This window comes from Lysinibacillus sp. FSL L8-0126, assembly GCF_038630385.1.
In the GTDB taxonomy this organism is placed as follows: Bacteria; Bacillota; Bacilli; order Bacillales_A; family Planococcaceae; genus Lysinibacillus; species Lysinibacillus fusiformis_D.
Window position 1 is genome coordinate 3,713,100 of the sequence record NZ_CP152028.1, and the last position, 22,130, is coordinate 3,735,229.

The 22,130-nt window shown below is 38.5% G+C and carries 20 protein-coding genes and 1 other annotated feature; of the genes, 12 read left to right on the forward strand and 8 right to left on the reverse strand.

The genetic code is table 11. The features are described 5' to 3' along the window. Positions 1–50: 50 nt before the first annotated feature. Entirely contained in the window at positions 51–635 is a 585-nt protein-coding gene (locus tag MHI34_RS17955; RefSeq protein ID WP_036120893.1) for a DJ-1/PfpI family protein, read from the reverse strand. A 141-nt stretch (positions 636–776) separates the two neighbouring features. On the opposite strand from MHI34_RS17955, the gene MHI34_RS17960 reads away from it, so the two are divergent. From MHI34_RS17960 to ileS, 5 genes are all read left to right on the forward strand, one after another. After that, on the forward strand, positions 777–1,220 hold the full coding sequence (locus tag MHI34_RS17960; RefSeq protein WP_036120896.1) for an Lrp/AsnC family transcriptional regulator: 444 nt from the start codon (positions 777–779) through the stop codon (positions 1,218–1,220). Between the two features lie 698 nt (positions 1,221–1,918). Continuing rightward, the gene (locus MHI34_RS17965) at positions 1,919–2,566 is read left to right on the forward strand and encodes a hypothetical protein (protein WP_058843692.1); all 648 of its coding nucleotides are present in this window, start codon (positions 1,919–1,921) and stop codon (positions 2,564–2,566) included. Between the two features lie 54 nt (positions 2,567–2,620). Then, a complete protein-coding gene (locus MHI34_RS17970) occupies positions 2,621–2,761 on the forward strand; it encodes a hypothetical protein (RefSeq protein ID WP_231744998.1) in 141 nt (46 codons plus the stop codon). Between the two features lie 258 nt (positions 2,762–3,019). Further along, the gene (locus MHI34_RS17975; protein ID WP_231744999.1) at positions 3,020–3,196 is read left to right on the forward strand and encodes a DUF2785 domain-containing protein; all 177 of its coding nucleotides are present in this window, start codon (positions 3,020–3,022) and stop codon (positions 3,194–3,196) included. Between the two features lie 249 nt (positions 3,197–3,445). Further along, positions 3,446–3,684: a binding site (T-box leader), on the forward strand. A 60-nt stretch (positions 3,685–3,744) separates the two neighbouring features. After that, positions 3,745–6,837, forward strand: coding sequence for an isoleucine--tRNA ligase (gene ileS, locus MHI34_RS17980; RefSeq protein WP_342503733.1), 3,093 nt, complete (start codon positions 3,745–3,747; stop codon positions 6,835–6,837). 620 nt (positions 6,838–7,457) lie between these two features. Here ileS and MHI34_RS17985 read toward each other — a convergent pair. Further along, positions 7,458–8,060 carry a LysE/ArgO family amino acid transporter gene (locus MHI34_RS17985; RefSeq protein ID WP_058843520.1) on the reverse strand — a complete coding sequence of 201 codons (603 nt, stop codon included), beginning with the start codon at positions 8,058–8,060 and terminating at the stop codon, positions 7,458–7,460. 111 nt (positions 8,061–8,171) lie between these two features. On the opposite strand from MHI34_RS17985, the gene MHI34_RS17990 reads away from it, so the two are divergent. Both MHI34_RS17990 and MHI34_RS17995 read left to right on the forward strand, forming a co-directional pair. After that, positions 8,172–9,605 carry a PLP-dependent aminotransferase family protein gene (locus MHI34_RS17990; RefSeq protein WP_058843521.1) on the forward strand — a complete coding sequence of 478 codons (1,434 nt, stop codon included), beginning with the start codon at positions 8,172–8,174 and terminating at the stop codon, positions 9,603–9,605. Between the two features lie 225 nt (positions 9,606–9,830). After that, the gene (locus tag MHI34_RS17995; RefSeq protein WP_058843522.1) at positions 9,831–11,015 is read left to right on the forward strand and encodes an oxalate decarboxylase family bicupin; all 1,185 of its coding nucleotides are present in this window, start codon (positions 9,831–9,833) and stop codon (positions 11,013–11,015) included. Positions 11,016–11,217: 202 nt separating this feature from the next. On the opposite strand, the gene MHI34_RS18000 is transcribed toward MHI34_RS17995, so the two are convergent. Then, on the reverse strand, positions 11,218–11,688 hold the full coding sequence (locus tag MHI34_RS18000; RefSeq protein WP_058843523.1) for a DUF2975 domain-containing protein: 471 nt from the start codon (positions 11,686–11,688) through the stop codon (positions 11,218–11,220). Positions 11,689–12,063: 375 nt separating this feature from the next. Here MHI34_RS18000 and MHI34_RS18005 point away from each other — a divergent pair, with 375 nt between their 5' ends. Continuing rightward, the gene (locus tag MHI34_RS18005) at positions 12,064–12,591 is read left to right on the forward strand and encodes a GrpB family protein (protein ID WP_058843524.1); all 528 of its coding nucleotides are present in this window, start codon (positions 12,064–12,066) and stop codon (positions 12,589–12,591) included. 156 nt (positions 12,592–12,747) lie between these two features. After that, positions 12,748–13,035 (forward strand): hypothetical protein, encoded by a 288-nt coding sequence (locus tag MHI34_RS18010; RefSeq protein ID WP_058843525.1) that lies wholly within the window; start codon positions 12,748–12,750, stop codon positions 13,033–13,035. Between the two features lie 208 nt (positions 13,036–13,243). On the opposite strand, the gene MHI34_RS18015 is transcribed toward MHI34_RS18010, so the two are convergent. The 4 genes from MHI34_RS18015 to MHI34_RS18030 all read right to left on the reverse strand — a co-directional run bounded on the left by MHI34_RS18015 (position 13,244) and on the right by MHI34_RS18030 (position 16,311). After that, the gene (locus MHI34_RS18015; protein WP_058843526.1) at positions 13,244–13,753 is read right to left on the reverse strand and encodes a DinB family protein; all 510 of its coding nucleotides are present in this window, start codon (positions 13,751–13,753) and stop codon (positions 13,244–13,246) included. A gap of 367 nt (positions 13,754–14,120) precedes the next feature. Continuing rightward, positions 14,121–14,429, reverse strand: coding sequence for a hypothetical protein (locus MHI34_RS18020; protein WP_036117651.1), 309 nt, complete (start codon positions 14,427–14,429; stop codon positions 14,121–14,123). A 24-nt stretch (positions 14,430–14,453) separates the two neighbouring features. After that, positions 14,454–14,834 carry a hypothetical protein gene (locus tag MHI34_RS18025; protein WP_036117654.1) on the reverse strand — a complete coding sequence of 127 codons (381 nt, stop codon included), beginning with the start codon at positions 14,832–14,834 and terminating at the stop codon, positions 14,454–14,456. A gap of 325 nt (positions 14,835–15,159) precedes the next feature. Beyond that, positions 15,160–16,311, reverse strand: coding sequence for an MFS transporter (locus MHI34_RS18030; RefSeq protein WP_342503734.1), 1,152 nt, complete (start codon positions 16,309–16,311; stop codon positions 15,160–15,162). A gap of 97 nt (positions 16,312–16,408) precedes the next feature. Between MHI34_RS18030 and yeiL the strand changes: the two genes are divergently transcribed. After that, on the forward strand, positions 16,409–17,071 hold the full coding sequence (gene yeiL / locus MHI34_RS18035; protein WP_036117659.1) for a transcriptional regulator YeiL: 663 nt from the start codon (positions 16,409–16,411) through the stop codon (positions 17,069–17,071). An 80-nt stretch (positions 17,072–17,151) separates the two neighbouring features. Here the strand turns inward: yeiL and MHI34_RS18040 are convergent, their stop codons facing one another. Further along, positions 17,152–17,469 (reverse strand): hypothetical protein, encoded by a 318-nt coding sequence (locus tag MHI34_RS18040; RefSeq protein WP_036117662.1) that lies wholly within the window; start codon positions 17,467–17,469, stop codon positions 17,152–17,154. Between the two features lie 283 nt (positions 17,470–17,752). Between MHI34_RS18040 and MHI34_RS18045 the strand changes: the two genes are divergently transcribed. Together MHI34_RS18045 and MHI34_RS18050 are read left to right on the forward strand one after the other, a co-directional pair. Beyond that, on the forward strand, positions 17,753–18,733 hold the full coding sequence (locus MHI34_RS18045) for a diaminopimelate dehydrogenase (protein WP_036117665.1): 981 nt from the start codon (positions 17,753–17,755) through the stop codon (positions 18,731–18,733). A 162-nt stretch (positions 18,734–18,895) separates the two neighbouring features. Continuing rightward, positions 18,896–22,081 carry a BTAD domain-containing putative transcriptional regulator gene (locus tag MHI34_RS18050; protein WP_342503735.1) on the forward strand — a complete coding sequence of 1,062 codons (3,186 nt, stop codon included), beginning with the start codon at positions 18,896–18,898 and terminating at the stop codon, positions 22,079–22,081. Positions 22,082–22,130 lie beyond the last annotated feature (49 nt).

Below are 22,130 nucleotides of genomic sequence, written 5' to 3' on the forward strand. Positions count from 1 at the left end.
GTACATAATGAAGCTGTCCAAAATGAACTCTTTTGGACAGCTTTATAAAATTATTTAAAGCCCATTAAATCCTTTACTTTCAATGTATTATCAGGTGATGTTAGCATTTCAAGTAAGCCAAATGCGACATCGAATGCAGTGCCTGGGTTCGAAGATGTAATAATGTGCTCTGTGTAGACAATTCGTTCATTAGCAACATTTGCACCATAGGATTGAAGCTGCTCTAATCGTTTACTTGTTGGATGATTATAAGTTGTCGCCTTCTTATTTTGTAGAATACCGCTATGCCCTAATATTAGGGAGGCTACACAGATTGTTGCAATAGGCTTTTTCTGTTCATCAAAATGACGCACAACTGTTTGAAATTCCTCGCTAAAGGCATCTTCGTAAAAGCCTGCTTCCTCAAAGCCCCCTGGGATTGCTAAAGCATCAAAATCCTTTAAATCAATTTCATGCAGCAATTTTTCAGGAATGACGCTAAAATTCCATGTACATTGCAATTGTTTATGTAACCCGACTGTAATGACTTCTGTTGATTCATCGCCTTCCCATTTATTCCAGCCAAGCACATCTGTAAAAACACTGGCTTCCACGGCCTCGAAGCCATTTGCTAAAAGTAATAATATTTTTTTCATATTGATTCTGCCTCCTTTATTGCTTTTATTGTAATCAAAAGAGCTGAATGTTAACAGAAGCTGTATAATGTATTTTGGATAAAAAACTTTATTTGAAAAGGTATTATAGAAAAAATAATTGATTTAGAAAGGTGAAGGACCATGGATCAAATTGATATACAAATATTACAGCAATTACAGCACAATGCAAAAATCTCGATGAAGGAATTAGCAGCAATTGTTCATTTATCTTCTCCCGCTGTTATTGAACGGGTCAAAAAGCTGGAGGAACAAGGTGTGATTGAAGGGTATCATGCAAGGGTGAATTTGAAAAAGATGGAGCGCACTATTGAGGCCATTATTTTATTTAAATCCATTGATTGTAAAAGCCTCTCTGCATTTTGTAAGGCTCATCCTGATGTCTTGGCGTGCTATCGAGTGGCGGGGGAAATTAGCTATATTGTCAAACTAGCGACTTATTCAGTAGAAACATTAGAGCAGTTTATTGATGCAGCTATGCCCTATGGTACACCTTCTACCAATATCGTGTTATCTTCAACGGAAAAAAAGGTTATTAGCCCGTTTGCTGACAATGATTTAGAATAAATGACAAAAAAAGCAAACCTCGAAGCTATGAGCACCGTTTATAGGAAAGAGAGGGCTCATTTACGAACTAGAAAGAATAATGGAACAGCATACAGAGAGGCTTATTCGTCTTGCCTTTTACTATGGAAGAGATTGACAAAGTGCAGAAGATATCGTGCAGGATGTCTTAATTAAATTTTATGATAACCAACAAAACTATGAGGAACGTGGCGAGCTAAAGGCTTATTTATCGAAGCATCGAGGCAAAGATTTACGCAGTTGGGCCTATTGCAAAATTCAAGTACAACAGAAGCTTTTTGCAAAGCAAACTACCACTAGAAGGATATACTTGTACAGCAAGACGAACGCATTTTGATTGAAAATGTGATTCTAGCACTCCTATTCAAGCAGCGTGAGGTCATTTTTAAAACAATGTCTGTGGTGGATATAATTATCTGTAGATGAATTGGTGCAAAAACATAGCAATGGTACACGTTTTCCTTTAGTGGATGTCCCAAAACGCTATCAAAGTACAATATAGCCAGGTGATTGGGAACAATGCCTCTCAACCTCTCATCGATTTTCCTAGAGATGAAAATAGTGGAGGAACTTCAATAAAAGGAAGCTAGATATTCAACGTTTTAGAATGTCTAGCCTTTTCTGTACAATTGGATTAAAATACAATAGTTGTAACATTTTTCTATGCAGGAGGTGTTGAATTGGTATTTGCTCTATTAGATAATGCGACAGCCTTTTTCCTAAGCTTACCTCTTCTACTGATTTATTTAAAAAGTATACCGCAGGAAGAATCCTTATGGCGGTGGTCGATGCCTTTATGGTTGTTGAATTACAATGTCATTCGATATTTTGTCTCGGATGGCGAGATTTTTTGGGTTGTCCTTTGTTGGCAGTTATTATTTTTATGGCCAATAAGTCTAGCAATATATATTCATTTATACAATAAGGAAAAGCAGTGGGCGTTTTACATAGGATTAAAGAAAAAGCATGTACTCATTGTGGCTTCATTGATGGTGCTATTTGGGGGAGCTCTCATCTATTCACTTCATCAGGCAAATGAGCAAGTGATTGTTTTTCATCAGGAGGTCATGGAAGAACTTGAGATCAGTTCAGATCGACAGCATTATTTAATGTATAATGCGAATGCACCTTCTACACTTCTTGGTGTAGCGGATGACATAGCTGAGGTACGCAGAGGTCGGGTTTATGCAGCCACTTTCCCTTGGAGCAGCAAGGTGATTGTGCACCTAGATAATTGGCAAAAGGAATTGACCTATGTCCGTTTTTATAATGGATGGAAGCTGGATGGGCTATACCGAGAAAGTAGTACGGAGTATCACAATGAATAAGCAAAGTGGAATTAGCCAGTTGTATTGAAGGAAGATGAATTAAAGGCTAGATTAATGGCATTGAAAAAGGGTCAGGCTACTTGGCAGCAAGAGCATCAACAGCAGGTTTTGCATGCCATGCTAGCACATATCGGTTCTACTGAAGTGAGCTACGAGATACATGGATTTAGGGCAGCTTTTATGAATGGATTTTAGAAAAAATTTGCTGAATCATCGTTGCTTCATTGAACTTTGGGATTAAAGCTTAAACCATTTATTATTCAAAGGAATCTGATTGGGTTTTTTACTCACTCGTTTACAATCTTATTGCTCGTACTTATTTTAGCTAGGGATCTACACAGATATTTTTTTATCTAAGGATAGCATGAGGCTTGTCAAACGAAGTTATGAACTTACATATCATCTGAAAAGGATGTAAGAAGCTATGTACCTGGCAAAGGATGGGCACATAGTGTGGCACATGTATCGGATGCTATTGATGAACTAGTGAAAAATCCTAAAATGAATGGATCAGCCTATGTCGCTATGTTACATGCACTTTGGTTTTTCTATTTACAACCTGCTTATGTATTTATTCATGATGAGGAGGAAAGGTTGTTAGTCCTGATTTTCGCTATGTTGGAAAAATGAAATCATCCAAATATTGCAGCAAACACTGTCAACAGTAGCCACATTAAAGGGGCAATTGGATGAAGTAAACTTTTATATCGGGCTATTTAATGTCAAAATATTGCTGAAGAGCTTTATTCAAACCAATCCGCAATCTTAATATATGACTCTCCATCAAAGTATTGTCACTTGTCTCAACGAAATTTTTTAAGGTTGTCCACTGTTGACAGACAATTGGTAATTTGTTACGATGAGTGACAATAAAAGCATACAAATTCGTTGATGAGAAAGAGTAGTGTTTCATTTTGTTCTACAGAGAGCCGACATTTGGTGGAAGTCGGTGTGCAGGTGTTACATGAAAATCCTCTCTGAGAAGATTGGCTGAATAGAGTAAGCCAATCCGGGTGTCTACCGTTAAAAAGAACACGTATGATTGTACGTTGCTGAGCGCTATTGACCATTGTGTCAATAGAATTAGGGTGGTATTCGCGGTTAACCCCGTCCCTTTCCTTGGGACGGGGTTTTTTGTATGCCTTTTATACAAAATGGATTGTATAGGAGGAACTCATATGCAGGAAGAACAAAAGAAGGAAACAGTGGTTGAACGAGAAACAAGGATTCGTGCGTTGTGGGCGCAAGAAGGAACCTTGGCAAAGTCCATCAACAATCGTGCTGGACAGCAGCCCTTTGTATTTTACGAGGGACCGCCAACAGCGAATGGTTTACCACATGTTGGTCATGCTTTTGGCAGAACAATTAAAGATGTTGTGGCACGCTATAAAACGATGCAAGGCTATCTCGTTGAACGAAAAGCAGGCTGGGATACACATGGATTGCCTGTGGAATTAGGAGTAGAAAAGGCATTAGGCATCTCTGGGAAGCAGGAAATTGAGAATTATGGGGTAGAGCGATTTATTCAGGCATGTAAAAAGAGCGTTTTTACCTATGAGCAAAAATGGCGTACCTTTACCGAGCAGCTTGGCTACTGGCTTGATATGGATAATCCTTATCTGACACTAAGCAATGATTATATCGAATCTGTGTGGCATATTTTAAGCCATGTACACAAGGAACAACTTTTATATAAAGGGCATCGTGTTTCACCTTATTGCCCTAGCTGCCAAACATCCTTAAGTTCACATGAGGTAGCACAGGGGTATAAGGATGTCAAAGACTTATCCGTTACAGCGATGTTTAAGCTTCGGGATCGCGACGAATATTTCTTAGGCTGGACAACGACGCCTTGGACATTACCTGCTAATGTAGCCTTGGCTATGAATCCATCTCTTCAATATGTACGTGTAAAGCACGAAGATAACATATACATCCTCGCTAAATCACTGGTAGAAAAGGTTTTTACAGAGCCTATCGAAGTACTAAGTGAGCATGATGGGCAAGAGTTTGCGGGTGTTTCCTATCAACCACCATTTTCTTATGTAACGGTCGAAAAAGGGCAAGTTGTCGTTATGGCGGATTACGTGACGGAGCATAGTGGAACAGGAATTGTGCACATTGCTCCAGCCTATGGAGAGGACGATTATAAAACAGTACAGCACAATGGTTTGTCCTTTGTCAATGTAGTTGATTTAAAAGGCTGTTATACAGAAGCTGTGTCTGAGCTTGTCGGACGCTTTGTAAAAGATTGTGATGTTGATATCATTAAAATGCTAGCGGCAAAAAAACTTCTATTTGCTAAAGAGAAATATGAGCATAGCTACCCACATTGCTGGCGCTGTGATTCACCTTTGCTGTACTACGCAACAGATAGCTGGTTTATCAAGATGTCAGCATTAAAGGAGCAGCTTTTACAAAATAATCAGCAAGTGACATGGTATCCAGGTCATATTAAGAACGGTCGATTTGGCAACTTCCTAGAAAATTTAGTGGATTGGAATATTAGCCGTAATCGTTACTGGGGTACACCATTGAATGTCTGGGTTTGTCGGGAGTGTGCTCATGAGGTGGCTCCAAGTAGTGTTGCAGCATTAAGAAAATTAGCTAAAGGGGCTTTCGATGAAAATTTAGAGCTTCATAAACCATTTATTGATGACATTGTCTGTACATGTCCTGTCTGTCAAGGAGACATGAAGCGGACGCCAGAAGTTATTGATGTTTGGTTTGACAGTGGCTCGATGCCATTTGCCCAGCAGCATTATCCTTTTGAAGATGTCACGACTTTTCGTCAGCAGTTCCCTGCAGATGTCGTCATTGAGGGAATCGACCAAACAAGAGGCTTTTTCTATAGCTTATTAGCGGTATCGACGTTATTTACAGGCAAGCCACCTTATAAAAATGTTCTATCGTTAGGGCATGTCTTAGATGAGCATGGGCAGAAGATGTCAAAAAGTAAAGATAATGCTTTAGAGCCTGTTGAATTAATCGAGCAATATGGAGCGGATGCTTTACGGTGGGCATTTTTAGTCGACAGCTCCCCTTGGAATCCGAAGCGTTTTTCTAAGAAAATTATCTTAGATGCGAAATCGAAACTAGTGGATACACTTGACAATACGTTTAAATTTTATGCAATGTATGCCCATATCGATGGCTTTACGTATGATGCTACAAATAAAGGGAGTCGATCACCTCTAGATCATTGGATTTTGTCTCGTCTCCATCACACTATCCAACTTGTCACAACGTTCATGGATGATTATCAATTTACACAGGCTACACGAGAAATTGCTCAGTTGGTAGAGGAGTTAAGCAATTGGTATATTCGCCGTTCACGAGCTAGATTTTGGGCAAATGGACTGACAGCAGATAAACGAGGTGCATTTAGTACGCTTTATGAAGTGCTTACATCTATTTGTCAATTGGTAGCACCGTTTACGCGATTTATTGCTGAAGACATCTACCGTCAATTATGTGGGAAAAGTGTTCATCTGGAGAACTACCCAGCATGTGACGAACAATTAGTGGATGTCAAGCTTGAACAAGAAATGGCAATGGTTTTAACAGTAGTGGAACTTGGACGCAGCATTCGCAATAGTCAGGGAATGAAGGTTAAGCAACCTTTAAGTGAACTCATTGTTGCCGTAAAAGGAGACCTGATGGATTTTCAAGTCTATAGTGAGCTCATTCAAGATGAGTTAAACATCAAAGTCTGTAGGTGGGCGCATGATTTTTCAGCCTATGAAAGCATCCAATATAAGCTGAATTTTAAAACTGCTGGAGCTGCATTTGGTGCAAAGGTTAATCAAGTAAAAGAATATGTGATGGCATTAACGAATGAAGAAAAGCAAAAGCTTCAGCATAATGGTTCGATTAATTTTGAGATGGAAGGACAACAGCTAACATTATTAGCAGCCCATGTTGTTGCTGAAGCGGTTGTGAAGGAGTATTATAGGTTAGCTGAGGATAGCACATGTCGTGTATTGATGAATGTTCAACTAACAGAAAGCTTGCTACAAGAAGGGCAAATGCGAGAATTAATTCGCACAATTCAAGACGCAAGGAAAAAATGGCAGCTACCAGTGGTCCAATATGTGTCGATTGCCTTTAACGGTAGTACAAAGGTACTTTCTATCATCCGACAGCATGAAGCAATATTACAAGCGAATGTATTAGTCAAGGCTATTCATTATGGTGAAGCGTGGTCTAAAGCGAAATCCGTTGAAACAACATTGTTTAATGAACAGCTCACGGTATTTGTCTCACTCTAAAAGAAATGCTCAGGAGGAATCCTGAGCATTTCTTAGTGTTGAAAAACAAAACAGTCAATTGAAAGGGAGAAATGGATTTCCGTTGCAGGCTACTTGCTTTCCTGTGGGCGAGCGCCGAGCCGCTTCCTCCGCTACCGCTCCGTTTAGAGGCTCGCCTGTCTCGCTATCCCACGGGAGTCAAGTAGCCTTCCACTCCACCCCACAAAAGTGTTACCTTTTTAGCAAAGGTTTTTAAATAAAGTGAAGGTGTTCACTTCTCTTTATGGAGAGGTGTTGTCACGCATCACTTCTCCACATTGAAAATAAGAGCCTATCCCCTCTAAGAATACAGATAATGGGCTATTTGATCGCTATACTACTATGAAAAAAAGTAAAGACACTTTGCAGAATGGTTGATTGGAGTGGAGCCAGCGTCACTCCTAGGGGATTTAGCGTCACAGATGAGACCCTGGAGCGAGCGTAAGTGAGTGAAGCGGCTCATCGGACGCCCCCTGGAAAGGGCGCTGGCGGAACGGAAATCAACCTCTCACCTTGCAAATTTGCTTTTTCTGCCGTTGACATCATCTTTTTTCAACAACATGAAATGCTTCAGGAGGAATCCTGAGCATTTTCTATGTAGGCTACAGTAAGCCACTTGCGAGATAACACGCTGTTGCCCAAATAAAGATGGCTGAGCATTTATTCAAGATGCCCATCAACTTACCAGAGCTATCAAGTTTTTTGAACGAGGCACCAGTCAACGTGAGACCGAAAAACCATAGCCAAGAAATTAGCACGCAGGCTACCGTGAAAATCATTTGCTCTGTACCACTATATTTTAATGCGCTCGTACCAATGACGCCGATTGTATCTAATATAGCATGTGGATTAAGTAACGACACAGAGAGGGCAAAGAGAATTTGTTTTTTTATGGGCAGTGGTTCACTTTTTTTTGTAGTGCTCGGATTTGAGCGCCAGATGGTATAGCCCATATAAAGTAAAAAAACAATACCAACAGTCATTAAAGCGATACGTAGCCACTCAAATTGTAAAACAATTAAGGATAGTCCGAATACCGCAAGCACAATTAGCATTGTATCACAGAGGGCAGCTGTTACACTTGCTGGCAGGGCGCGTAATAAATTGGGTTGTGTAGCACCTTGAGAAAAAACAAAAACATTTTGTACACCTAAAGGTAAAATGAGTCCAAATGCTAAAATGATGCCATGAAGAAAAGCTTCCAACAATCATCCCTCCTTTCACTACTCATTTTAGATATGGTATAACTAAAAGAAAACGACCAATTGGATGGTTTTTTATCCACCCAATTTTCTAGCAGGAAAGGTGATGGATAAATGAACTGGCAGCCAAATAGACAAAGAGATACCTCATTACAACAGCAAATTGTGCAATGGATAACAGCACTGGTGGAACGAGGAGACTGGGTAGCAGGAACAAAACTGCCCACCCAAAGACAGTTAGCCATGCAGTTTGGCGTCAATCGTAGCACGGTTCAACAGGCTTTAGAGGAATTAAAAGCAATAGGTCTCCTTGAATCAAAGGTAGGCTCTGGGGTTTACGTTACGCATAATTCATGGCATGCATTAATTCAACAAACACAGCCGAATTGGCAAACCTATATCGAAACAAGTATCCATAAGCCAAACTATCACACTATCCAATTAATTAATGAATACGAGCAGCGTGAGGATGTCATTCGTTTAGGAACGGGTGAGCTAGCACCAAGCTTATTGCCCACAGAGGCCATAGAAGCTTCACTAAGGGAGCTATCTTTTCAGCCCAAAGCATTGGGCTATTCCTCACCACAGGGTAATGATCACCTTCGTGCAGCTATCTGTGACTATGTACGAAAAAGAGGCATCGTTGCTGAGCCTCAACAGGTCTGCATTGTCTCAGGTGCACTTCAGGCATTGCAGTTAATTGCCGTTGGTTTACTAGAACAAGGGTCTATTGTATTTCAGGAGCCAACCTCCTATTTAAATTCTGTCCATCCATTTCAATCAGTAGGGATGCAAATGGTGAGCATTCACCGCGATGAACAGCTTGCCCAAACATTGTCTCAAAGGAAACGGAAAAAACAAGCCGTATTTTACGCTATCCCAACTTTACATAATCCAACGGGCCAAGTATGGACATCTCTGGAAAAAAAGCAGCTCTATGAAGCCTGTCAGGCATCACGTATTCCAATTATTGAGGATGATGTCTATCATGAATTACTTTTTGAAGCGACCTCTCCTCCTATTAAAGCAATGGATAGCAGCGGACAAGTCCTTTATATTGGGAGTGTCTCCAAAACCTTAAGCCCTGGGCTACGCATTGGCTGGCTTATTGGTCCAACCACCGTCATCGAACGATTAGCCGATATAAAAATGCAAACGGACTATGGCTCAAGTGCTATCTCACAAGAAATTGTCCTACATTGGCTACAATCAGGAAAATATGAATCGCATCTTGCATCTTTACGTCAGCACTTGCAGGATCGAGCCCATTTCACTGAGCAAATTTTACAGGGAAAATTTAAAGACATTGCTACTTGGAGCAAACCAAAGGGAGGCTTTTATATTTGGCTCAAGTTTCATGAGCCACTTATAGACAAAGAATTCTTTATGAAGCTATTGCAGCAACAAGTATTAATCAATCCTGGCTATATTTATGACCCACAAGATCATCATCATATTCGTCTATCTTATGCCTATGCAACATATGACGAATTGCAGGAAGGCCTCCAAATCTTGCATAAATGTGTAGTGGAGGCTTTGCTACAGTGACTGATTATGTTTTCATGGGAATGAATTTGCTCTACGTTTAGAGGAGTGATGCCTCCGCTCCATAATGTGAGGAAAGCGGTCAAAAAAGTAATCATTCCTCGTAACCAAATAGCCATTCTCATGCACTCGCCCAACAGAAAAGCAAGTGAATAGTACAAGCTGTGTGCCCATACATTTAGAAGGATGAAAGTATTTTTTAAATTTCTACGATAAAGAGGTGAACGATTGGACAATTTGCCGCCGGGTTATTTTCAAGTGCCTCAGCCTATTCGGAATGATGGAGCTGGAGGGGTGGATAAGGGGCCACGCGATATTATGAGGGATTTAGAAAATCCGGATATGCTGGTGCCACCAACGACAGATGCGGGTTTGATCCCTAACCTACGATTCTCGTTTTCAGACACGCATATGACATTAAATCAAGGTGGGTGGTCACGGGAAATTACGGTTCGTGAATTACCGATTGCTACGACATTGGCGGGTGTAAATATGAGCTTGACACCGGGAGGCGTGCGTGAACTGCATTGGCATCAGCAGGCGGAGTGGTCTTATATGCTACTCGGCCATGCTCGGATTACGGCAGTTGATCAAAATGGCTGTAATTTTATTGCCGATGTAGGACCAGGTGATTTATGGTATTTTCCACCTGGCATTCCTCATTCAATTCAGGGGTTAGAGGATGGCTGTGAATTTTTATTAGTGTTTGATGATGGCAATTTCTCAGATCTGAATACATTGTCGATTTCAGATTGGTTTGCGCACACCCCGAAGGATGTGCTATCTGCCAATTTTGGGGTTCCAATTAGTGCTTTTGATCATATTCCGAATGAGCAAGTGTATATTTATCAGGATCAGGTTCCTGGTCCCATCAATTCACAAAAAGTGGAGTCTCCTTATGGGCAGGTTCCACAAACTTTTAAGCATCGCTTATTAGCACAGCCACCACTGAAAACACCAGGTGGCAGTGTGCGTATTGTGGATTCAACTAATTTTCCGATTTCCCAAAATATCGCAGCGGCACTGGTAGAAATTGAGCCTGGGGCGATGCGCGAATTACATTGGCATCCGAACAACGATGAATGGCAATATTATCTACAAGGAAAAGGGCGAATGACTGTTTTCACAGGGAATGGAACAGCACGAACATTTGATTATCGTGCAGGTGATGTTGGCTATGTGCCGTTTGCGACGGGGCATTACGTTGAAAATACTGGCACAGAGCCATTATGGTTTTTAGAAATGTTTAAAAGTGACCGATTCCAGGATGTATCTTTAAATCAATGGATGGCCTTAACGCCAACAGAATTGGTGCAAAGTAATTTGCAGGTTGGCCCTGAGTTGCTACAGGCTCTTAGAAAGGAAAAATGGCCAGTGGTGAAGTACCCTGGTTTTTCGTATTATCCAAAATAAGAATGCAGGTGAATACTTTGTAAAATTAAAGATAAGTGAACGCATGTTTTTATTTTAAAACAGTAACTTATCTTTAATGTCACACATTATAGGATAGTTGGTACATCACTTATATAGTAGTGGTGTACTTTTTTATTTAGTAGACCTCATTTATTACTACAACAACGAAGGGAGTTTTATAAAAATGGTTATTATGAAACACCTACATATTTTCTAGGATATTTTTTATGGGTTTTTGAAGTACGTCTATAATGGCAGCGATGATAGCTGTTACTAAAATCCCTATTAGACCAAGTGCTATCGGACCTGCTGCGTCTTCACCCGTGAACAGAGCAGAAACCCTTAAGTAAACTATTAAAAACAAAATGAAGAAAATAATTGTCAAAGCGCATTTTTTTATAATCTGTAAGGAATTAAGGGATAGCTCAGAAAAAGCATTGTTTATATTGATATAACTCAATAGTTTATAGGCTTGATACAATGCAACAGAAAACGTAATGCATACTCCATAGGCACATATTAACAATGGATATATCGAGTAATCTCCTGGACGCACTTTGGCATCTCGTAAAGCTGCTTGAGGTAACCAATAGATACACACAACAAGTACCGCAATTCCAATAAGAAAAGCAATGATCTTTAAGAAAAAAGTTGAACTTAGTTTAACATTCATTTGAAGCACCTCACCGATTTAATGATAATATGATATTAGTCTATTTATTATCGTTTATCAATATATTTATTTCGTTTTTTATTATATTATTGTTGTTATTCAAATGATTATTTAAAAATCATGTGGGAATCGTACTTCCGTTATGGTAAGTTTTATGATGAGGTACTGAACAATAGGGCGCAATTGTTAAAGTTGGGAATGCGTCTTTCATCATCTAAAGGGCGATTAAAATAGTAAAGAAATTCGGCAAAATTACATTAGAATTCAGTTTAGCTTGTGAAGTAGTGTATTTAAACTAACACTGCAGTTGAGTTTAAGAAGGATAAAGAAATCATCGAACGAATTAGTTAACTATATTGAAAATGAGGTGACTAAATGAGATTAGGGTTAAAACGAGATGAGGTAAGGTTAGAAGCACATTGTGATGAGTGGAAAAAAGAGTTTTTTAGGGTGAAACAGGATATTTTAAATGCAACGCCAATTCAAGAGAATAGAATTGAACACATTGGTAGCACAGCCATAAAGAATATCGTTGCCAAACCAATATTGGATTTAGTCGTTGGTGTTGATAATATTGAAAATGTTGATAAATCGATATTTCAAGGGCTGAGGGAAGTTGGTTTTTTAAAGCTCAAAGTGGAACGCCCTAATGAAATTGTGCTTGCGAAGTTTAATGATGATCATTATGAGGAAAAGACACACTTTATTCACTTAGTAGAATACAACAAAGAACTCTGGAAAAATTTAATCTTTTTTAGGAACTACTTAAATTCAAACGAAACAGCAAGGGAAGAGTACAGAGAACTGAAAATGAAATTTGTAGAAGAGAAAAATGGTGGGATCAATGAATACACAGATTATAAGGAACAATTCGTAAAAGGAATCTATGAGAAAAGGAAATAATTTCTTGTTAAGCTAACAGTATGCTTTACTTTAACAGGCAAAAGACAAATCACCGTCTTGCTATTCAGCAATCGGGCGCTTTCATGGAAAACTAGGAAAGTGTCTTTATAGGACAAAGTGTTATGGAACGCTGCATTTAATTAGGGGGGCATTGTTATGGAAATATACTGGGTAAACGGACAATATCAAGAAGATGAGCGGATTTTTGATTCTCAGTTTGAAGTTTATGAATGGACGGACTCATTATATCAAGATTTCTCCAATGGCTTTTTGAGAAAAGAAAATATCGGTTATGCAACTCCTGATATAAAGGTCATTGATTGTTTAACGGAACTAATACCACAATGGGCGGAATACATGAATGTATATGTTACAATGCATAGAGATAAGATGGAGGTAGACGGTAAAAAAATGTATAGAATTTGGACTTCATATAGTAGATAAAGTTCTTCCACCATCGGGCGTGGTTCTGTAATAAGGATCAGTGCTCGATCATTATAGGGACATATAATTGAATAAGAAATTATAATGTATAAATAGGGATAACGTCAGGAAAATGCGGATTTATAACGCTAAGTAAGGTTCACTATGAGAAAACCTAATTTCTCAGTATGAAGTGAAAAATTAGTTTTTTTCAATAATAGAAAGAGATTTATAAGTATTTATCGCTAATCACTTTCATATGGTGTAACTCGTGCCCGACAATGCCATATACAATGGTTCCTACTGAAACTGGACTGTTCATTACAGTTCCTTTACGAACCCACGCAGCTTCATCAATAGTTGAAATCAGGCTTAATGTGTTGGAGCGTACGGTGTCTAAACCAGCTAGTAACTGTTCCCAAGATAATTTGTTGAAGTTTGCCGCAGAAACGTATTGATCCTGATCCATTGCTGGGAGTGGTGCAATTTCATTTCGTGCAATGGCAAGTATTCGATACGACATCACACGTTCCGAGTCGGTCATATGCCCAATCACTTCTTTTAAAGTCCATTTCCCTGGTGCGTACGTCTTACTTGCTAACTCCTCTGATACGCTGCCTAAGAGGGTAAGGGTCTTAGCTTGTTGCTTATTAAGTATTTCTTCAATATCTCCATCTGGCACAAGACTAACATACCTATCATGCTCTGGATTTTCAATAAATAATGGTCGTGGACGCACATGAATCCTCCTCATCGGAATAGTTAATTATGGTTGTAGGGTAATATTCTACTTTCAAGCGGATATTTCCTTTATATAATATTTATTTATTTTCATTACCGCTATTTCGAAGACATATTAAATAATCGGGCGCAATTCTTGAAAAGGAATTGTGCCTTTTTCATTAATAGGGCCATTTAATTGAATTAAAAATGGGGCTTTATGTTAATCTTGATTTGAGTTTGTGAAACAATGTACTTAAGCTAACGATGCATTTAGTTGAATAGCAATTAGGTGTGACTGGAAGAATTGGAGATGATATAAAAAAACACCGAAGTGTCATATGTATTTTCAAATTAAGCTTATGGACAACTTGGAATTTGTGGGGTTAATCATAATAGTGAAATTCAAAACCGTCTTCTGGTTCGCCAACTTCATATCCCAATAATTTTGTAGCTCTATTCTTAAATATTGTAATCCATTCATCCCATTCTTCTGATGGTAACTTAGCATAGAATTGTAATCCACTTGATTCAATACTTACTTCTATTAATTTATCATCTGAACCATACCACTGTGGACAGCCGTTTACAAAGTTGTTCCAGTTAGGCATTTCTCTATATAAACGCTCCAACTTATCCCAAACTTCTTGTGGAGCAGAATAATGAATATTCAAATTAATATTGTATATTTCCATATGTTCTCCTTTTAATATATTGTTTTACTGTGGGTCAACTGTGATAAAAACACTTTTTAATCCGTCATCCGTATATAAAAACTCCATTTGTAAACACATATCTGCCAATTTTGAATTTGAAGTTAAAGCATAATCAACAGCAAATCCACTATTATCATTGAATTCATAGAAGTTGATTTGTGAATATTCGTATTTTGGGTGGAAATTACATGGAGCGCCATATTCATCAAATGAATCAAATCCATTTAAGTTTAATGTTTCTTGAACATAATAGAATAACTCACCAATATCATCCACTTCACATTCATCCACATAATTTAAAATGTTTTCATATTCTTTATTGTGCATTACTTTTAATATATTAGTAATAACAGTTAAAGCATATTGTTTATCTTCATTTTTCATAGTGAACCTCCAAATTCTAATTTGTCTTTCTATTCAACTGTATAATATCATAAATTTGTGAGAAAATTCACTTAAACTAACGGAGTGCTTTAGTTCAATAACGATCTTCCACAATCTGGCGCGATCATGGAAGAAGCCAATGATTATTTATTGTAGTATTGTGGTAGATGTTGTAGTAGTAAATGGGTTCTATGTTGTCCAAAAAGGATAGATGTAAACAGGTATAATTCCTGTTCATCTATCCTTTTTTTACCCACTATAATGTGTGATATTTTAATAAAATACATGATAATTAAGTTCTATATTTATTCTCACCTGCTTTTTGTTAATATTGATATTTTTTGCGCGTCAGCAGCAAAATAGCGATGGCAGGCACTGTACAAATAAGCATGGCTGCAAAGGACAGGCCAGGAGATATTTCGTATAAATATCCCCCTAAAAACGTAAGGATTGCTGTACTTAAGCCCATGGCTAATGCGGAATAGAGACCTTGTGCATTTGGAATTTGTTCCTTTGGTAGAGCTTTCGTTAAGTAGCGGATAAAAGCGAAATGTGCTAGTGCAAAGGATAATGCATGCAAGGTTTGTGAAGCAATAAATACCCAGACATTCGGGAACATAAAGATAAGTAACCAGCGCAGGGAAGAGCCGCTTGCTGCTAAGAGCAATAATGACGATGAACGCCACTTCATCAATAATGTATCGGCCTTCATAAAGTATAGGATTTCGCAAATTACTGCGATGTTAATAATCATGCCCATATAGAATGGGTCAACCTGTAAGTCTTCTAAATAAATATAACCATAGCTATAATAAGAGGCATGTGCACCCTGTAATAAAATTACGATAAATAAGACAATCGGGAAGCCCTTGATAGTCCATAAAGTCTTCATCGATAATGATTTCGCACGTTGTTCTTTTGTTGGCAAAACAAGTAATTCCTTTGGAGTGGCTAATTGCTGCATAAGTAACATGCCAATCAACCCAATAATCATGCTCCAAAAGATAATGTTTTTGCCGAAAACGCCCGTCAACATACTAATAATTAATACAGCAATCACAAACCCGAAGGAACCATAGGAACGGCTTTTGCCGTAGTGAATATTGCCATGCTGGACAAGCGTTGCTGCACTACTTTCCACAGCAGGTAATAGTGCTGGATAAAAGACACTAAATAAAATGGTCACGATTAATAATGCGATAAAGCCAGTGCTTGGAATATAAAGTAATGCAGTTAGTAGAGCACCTACTGCTAAAATCGTAATAAGACGTTTATTGTGTACATATTTTGCAAGGGTTGGAAAGAAGAAAAGATTGGACGTGGCACGAGCTAGTAGCCCACAGCCCATTACAACACTTGCCTGCGATACTGTCAGATGTTTTGCATCCACAAGCCAACCTGTCCAGTAGGGTAAGAAAATGCCCCAGGTGATGAAAAATGTAAAGAAATTCTGAGAAAGCCATCGTTGATTGTTCATATAATTACCGTACCTCCATTAACTAAGTTGAATAATAGCATGTTCATCGCTACAATAATGTGAGATATCTCATATTTTTTAGAGGGGAGAGTAAAAAATGCATATTCTAACAGCTGAAGCACGTACCCAATATCTTGAAAAATATCCGATAGATGATTTTTTCTCATTTGCTATCGATCCTTATCTGGAAGTGTGTCAATTTGACAAAGGAGAGTGGATTTTTCAGGAAGGCTCCTTTCCAGATACATTGTATTACATGATAGAAGGCAAGGCGAAGCTCTATATGACGCATAAAAATGGCAAGGTTTCACTAATTGAATATTTGGAAGCTCCTCGTTTTATGGGGGAAATTGAATTGCTTAATGAGGCGAGGTATACAAAGGGGATACAAACTGTTACCAAGACAATTTGTTACTCCATTACACAGGCATGTAAGGAAAAGTTACTTGTGGATGCCTTGTTTTTACGTAGACTTTGTGTGTTTCTAGGGGAAAAAGCCACGAACATGACATCTAAATATACACAAAATCAAGCATATCCGTTTGAGAATCGCTTAGCAGCCTTTATTCAATTATCTGCTGATCAAGGTGTCTATAAGGAAAAGCATACGGAAATCTGTGAGTATTTAGGGGTTTCTTATCGCCATTTATTATATGTATTGGCACAGTTTTGTGAAGAGAAGATATTAGAAAAACGTAAGACAGGCTACCATATTATTGATGAAAAGCGTCTTGCACAGTTGGCTCAGGAGATACAATAGCGATGGACTTGCAGGAGATCGTGCTAGAAGGAAGCGCCCGATTAAGTTAGCAGAACGCTTACGAAGTACCATGTCAGACTTCATATAAAGAAGTCTGGGTTTGGCTTGTTGTATTCACTTTTTTTAATGAACCAGCGAGCGATGTCCTTACCACTATGGTAGAAGTCTACCTCATGCACCTTATTTTTTTGGATGGTGATGTCTAGCGTGTTTTCCATAACGTCAAAAGGTAAAACACCGATACATAAAGGATTGTTTGGTAAAAGACTTTCATGTGGTTTACGAACAGTTTGTTTCGCTTCAAGGTGCTTGTTCGCCGTATTATTTTGTGTCATATGGAATGCAAGTAGTTCTCCTTGTGCCAATGCCGTGCTTGATGAGTAACCAGTACTTTTCATTCAACATGCCCCCTTTTGTCGTTACATTTATTGTACAAGACTGGTTGGAAAAATAGCCGTTATTTACAAGGCTTTTACAATAACTTTAAGATTCATGGAATATTTAGTAATTTGTAACCGCATTCATACCGTTTTTGGATAAAAACCATAGAAAACTGATATAAATTCTTTTTGAAAAACTCATACTCAAACTATTGTGAATTTTTCTAACACAAAGTATTATTGTAATTAGATTTAACGTGAAAGTTTTCACAAAGTCACGAAATCGTTAGGAGGAATTTTAATGAGTGCAATTCGAGTAGGTATTGTAGGATATGGAAATTTAGGACGTGGTGTGGAGTATGCTATTTCACAAAATCCAGATATGGAAGTAGTAGCGGTGTTCACACGTCGTGATCCTTCAACAGTAAACGTAGCAAGCAATGCGAGCGTATATTTAGTAGATGACGCCGAAAAATTCCAAAACGACATTGATGTCATGATTTTATGTGGTGGCTCTGCAACGGATTTACCAGAACAAGGACCACATTTTGCACAATGGTTTAATACAATTGATAGCTTCGATACACATGCGAAAATTCCTGAATTTTTCGATGCTGTAGACGCAGCTGCACAAAAATCTGGTAAAGTGTCTGTTATCTCAGTTGGATGGGATCCAGGTTTATTCTCCTTAAATCGTCTACTAGGAGAATCCGTATTACCAGTTGGTACAACATATACATTCTGGGGCGATGGTTTAAGTCAAGGTCACTCAGATGCAGTACGTCGTATCGAAGGTGTTAAAAATGCTGTTCAATACACATTGCCAATTAAAGAAGCTGTAGAACGTGTACGTAATGGTGAAAACCCTGAATTAACAACACGTGAAAAACATGCACGTGAATGTTGGGTTGTGTTAGAAGACGGTGCAGATGCTGCAAAAGTGGAACAAGAAATTGTCACAATGCCTAACTATTTCGATGAATATAACACAACAGTTAACTTCATCTCTGAAGATGAATTTACAGCAAACCACACAGGTATGCCACATGGTGGTTTTGTCATTCGCAGTGGTGACAGTGGAGCAAACGATAAACAAATTCTCGAATTCTCATTAAAACTTGAAAGTAATCCAAACTTCACATCTAGTATATTAGTGGCTTATGCACGCGCTGCGCATCGTCTAAGTCAAGCTGGTGATAAAGGAGCGAAAACAGTATTTGATATTCCATTCAGTCTGCTTTCACCAAAATCAGCTGCTGAATTACGTAAAGAATTACTATAATCATAGAAAATCACCCGATTATCATTCATTTGATTATCGGGTTTTTTATTTTTGCCATTCATTCGATAAAATATGGTAAACTGTCAATAATTTAATAATCTGAATTTTTGTGAAAAAATGGAGCTATTGTAACCTTACACAAATTTGGAGGTTATCATTAACATGACAGATATTATTATTCAATCAAAATGTATGGCACCAAGTCCATCCACTCATTGTATCAATAGAGCCGCACTTATGAAGACATTAAAGAAGAGCCATCACCATACTTGTACATTTATTCATAGTGGTGCAGGGTATGGTAAAACGACCATCCTCACACAATTTCTCTCGAACGAAGCGAATAAATTCTCTTGGTATAGTATTTCCGAAGAAGATGATAATTTATTACCCTTTTTAAGACATCTTTTTTTTAGCATACAGCGAGCTGTGCCGAATTTTGGTCCTACATTCGATGAGTGGAATCAATTGTCACGCTTCCCTAAAATGGAGGAGCTGAATCGCTGGTATAAGCTTTTTGTCAATTGCCTATGTAGCATAGAGGAGCCATTTCTAATTGTCATTGATGATTTTCATTTAGTGGACCACGTCTTTCCAATTAATTATTTTATGGAGAAAGTTATTGAATTTGCTCCACCAGCGATTCATTTTATTATCGCATCTAGAACATTACCGAATTGGGATATTATGAGAAAATTAAAGCTGCAAAAGAAGTGGCTAGTGATCAACGAGGACGAGCTGGCCTTTTCAACTGAGGAAATTGCTGTTTTTTTTGAAGAATATGTAGACGTGCATTTATCCGATGCTGAAATGGCCAAGATATTGGAGATCACAGAAGGCTGGGCCATCAGTCTTTCCTTGTTAGCAGAGCAATGGCATCATGTTTCTTTAGATTATTGGCTAATGATTTCTCCGAATGATCTTTTCACCTATTTGTCAGAAGAGGTTTATAGTAGGATGACTGCAACGGAGCAAGAGACCATTTTAAAACTAGCTATTTTTCCTACATTTTCAGCGGAGCTATTGGAAGATTTTTATGGCTTTGAAATGGCACAAATGTTGAATACTTTATCACAGCGTCATTTATTTATTCAACCAGTGACAACAGATGGTTTATACCGCTTCCATGCTTTGTTTAGTCGGTTTTTAGAAATGAAATGGCGTCAGCATACAAGTTGCTATACGGACCTTCATAAACAAGCGGCATTCTATTATATGGAACGGCATAATATTCAAGCTGTGCTTTATCATGCCTTTAAAACGAATGACCATGATTTTTGTGGAGAGCTATTACAGCGTCATGCAGAGCCATTAGTACGTGCTGGACAATTTGAATGGTTATTAGAAAAAATCAATCGATTTACTGTACAAGAAAAAGATACATTTTATAGATTATATTATTTTGATGGCGAATGCCATCGCTACCGTGCTTATTATGAAAGGGCGAAACAATCCTACGACAAGTGTGCAATGATCGCACAGCAGCAGCAGGATCACCTATTTATGACAAAATCTCAAGCAGGTTTGGCACATATTTACTTAGACACTATACAGCCTGCATTAGCAGAGCCTTATTTAGAAAAAGCATTAGAGCTTGCCAAATATACCCCCTTACTAAAAGAGGAATTATTAGAACTTCAACGGCAATATGCTGAAAACTTAGTGAACTTAGGGAAGGCCAAGGGTGCACAGTTATTTATGGAGGACGTGGCATTGCCAGCGGATGTCATGCAACGAGCGAATGTGGATGTCCGAGTTTTACTACGGACTGGGCAATTACGAGAGGCGAAGGAATTATTAGCACAGCGCCTTGAATTGCCACCTCAGCTTGTGGCAACCCATCGTGAAAGTGAACTACTAGCAGCATTTGTCTATGCATTGTTAGGACAAGGAAAGGAAGCTTGGTATGCAGCCCAGCATGGGATACGCAGGGGGTTAAGAGAGAAGTCTATTTTTATAGAGGCGGTTGGTTATATCAGAAAAGCACATGCGCTACTATTAATGGATTTCCCAGATTATCAAGGGGCATGTCAAGCCTATGAAAAAGCGTTGACTTTATTGAATGCCATTAATATTTCTCGAGTTAAGGCCGAACCTTATATGGGGCTAGCGATTGCTAAACATTATTTAGGAGATATAGTAGCGGCTAAGAAATACTTGGCATTGGGCTTACGAGAAACCGAGCAAGTACAAGATGCTTGGATGACAGGCCTCATTCTTTTAGCGGAAGTGAAAATCATTCTCTCCCAGCAAGAAACAGAACGAGCGAAGCAATTAGTAAGGAAGGCACAACAACTATTTCAGGAATGCGGAGATCGCAATGGCTTGATGCATGTTCTATTCTATCAATCCGTTATCGCGTTTCAAGAAAATAATAGAGACCAATTTCATCCGTATTTTCAACAGTTTGCGCAATTATGTTTGGCAAATGGCTATGACTATTTTTTACAAAGGAAAATGATACTTGGTCCAAGTGATCGAATGATTTTCTATGAGCTATTGCATTTTAGCCAAACAGGAGGTGTGGAACATGCAGCCATTCTTACATTACGAAGCTATTTTCAAGTGGAGGACAGTATCAATTATCCGCATGATGCAATACAAATCAATCTTTTTGGGAGTTTAAGTTTAATTCGAGCACAAAGAAAGCTCGAAGATAAAGAATGGCAACGTGATAAATCGAAGGAATTGTTCGTGTATCTATATTGTCATCGCAATCGTTTTACACCAAAGGAAGAAATAGCGCAGGCATTATGGCCAGACCGCACTGTCGAGTCTTTAGATCGGGATTTTAAAGTGGTCTTAAATACATTATTAAAAGTGTTGGAGCCACAACGACATGCAAGGCAGGAGAGCTTTTTTATTCAACGTAAGAATAATATGTATCAGTTGCAAAATATTGCCTTTCTCCAAATTGACGTGGAACGATTTCACTATTATTACAACCTAGGAATGGAGGAATTTGATCCACAGTTGTCCGATGAATGGCTACTGTTAGCGGAAGCGAGTTATCCAGACGCCTTATATGCAGAAAAAAAGCAAATCGACTGGCTTACTCAAGATCGCGAAAAGCTACAATTTTTATATATAGAAGTTCTAGAACGTTTGGCACAAAATGCCACAAGGCAGCAGCAATATAAAAAAGCCATCCACTATGCAGAGAAAATAATTGGAGAGGATGCACTATGGGAGGAGGGCTATCGCCTGCTTATGTACAGCTACTACCAACTCCAAAACCGTTCTCTAGCATACAAATGGTACGAAAAATGTGTACAGCAGTTACAGAGCGAATTAAATACAACCCCTATGGAGTCGACCATGGCTGTCTATGATTTAATTATGGGATAGCTAGTGCCGTCGTTTAAATGAGGGAATCTTATTCGGGTGGTACTACTTT

Coding starts and splice junctions, on each gene's coding strand:
- MHI34_RS17955 (WP_036120893.1), bottom strand. CDS start 635: ATGAAAAAAATATTATTACTTTTAGCAAATGGCTTCGAGGCCGTGGAA.
- MHI34_RS17960 (WP_036120896.1), top strand. CDS start 777: ATGGATCAAATTGATATACAAATATTACAGCAATTACAGCACAATGCA.
- MHI34_RS17970 (WP_231744998.1), top strand. CDS start 2,621: ATGGCATTGAAAAAGGGTCAGGCTACTTGGCAGCAAGAGCATCAACAG.
- ileS (WP_342503733.1), top strand. CDS start 3,745: ATGCAGGAAGAACAAAAGAAGGAAACAGTGGTTGAACGAGAAACAAGG.
- MHI34_RS17990 (WP_058843521.1), top strand. CDS start 8,172: ATGAACTGGCAGCCAAATAGACAAAGAGATACCTCATTACAACAGCAA.
- MHI34_RS18000 (WP_058843523.1), bottom strand. CDS start 11,688: ATGAATGTTAAACTAAGTTCAACTTTTTTCTTAAAGATCATTGCTTTT.
- MHI34_RS18005 (WP_058843524.1), top strand. CDS start 12,064: ATGAGATTAGGGTTAAAACGAGATGAGGTAAGGTTAGAAGCACATTGT.
- MHI34_RS18010 (WP_058843525.1), top strand. CDS start 12,748: ATGGAAATATACTGGGTAAACGGACAATATCAAGAAGATGAGCGGATT.
- MHI34_RS18020 (WP_036117651.1), bottom strand. CDS start 14,429: ATGGAAATATACAATATTAATTTGAATATTCATTATTCTGCTCCACAA.
- MHI34_RS18025 (WP_036117654.1), bottom strand. CDS start 14,834: ATGAAAAATGAAGATAAACAATATGCTTTAACTGTTATTACTAATATA.
- MHI34_RS18030 (WP_342503734.1), bottom strand. CDS start 16,311: ATGAACAATCAACGATGGCTTTCTCAGAATTTCTTTACATTTTTCATC.
- yeiL (WP_036117659.1), top strand. CDS start 16,409: ATGCATATTCTAACAGCTGAAGCACGTACCCAATATCTTGAAAAATAT.
- MHI34_RS18040 (WP_036117662.1), bottom strand. CDS start 17,469: ATGAAAAGTACTGGTTACTCATCAAGCACGGCATTGGCACAAGGAGAA.
- MHI34_RS18045 (WP_036117665.1), top strand. CDS start 17,753: ATGAGTGCAATTCGAGTAGGTATTGTAGGATATGGAAATTTAGGACGT.
- MHI34_RS18050 (WP_342503735.1), top strand. CDS start 18,896: ATGACAGATATTATTATTCAATCAAAATGTATGGCACCAAGTCCATCC.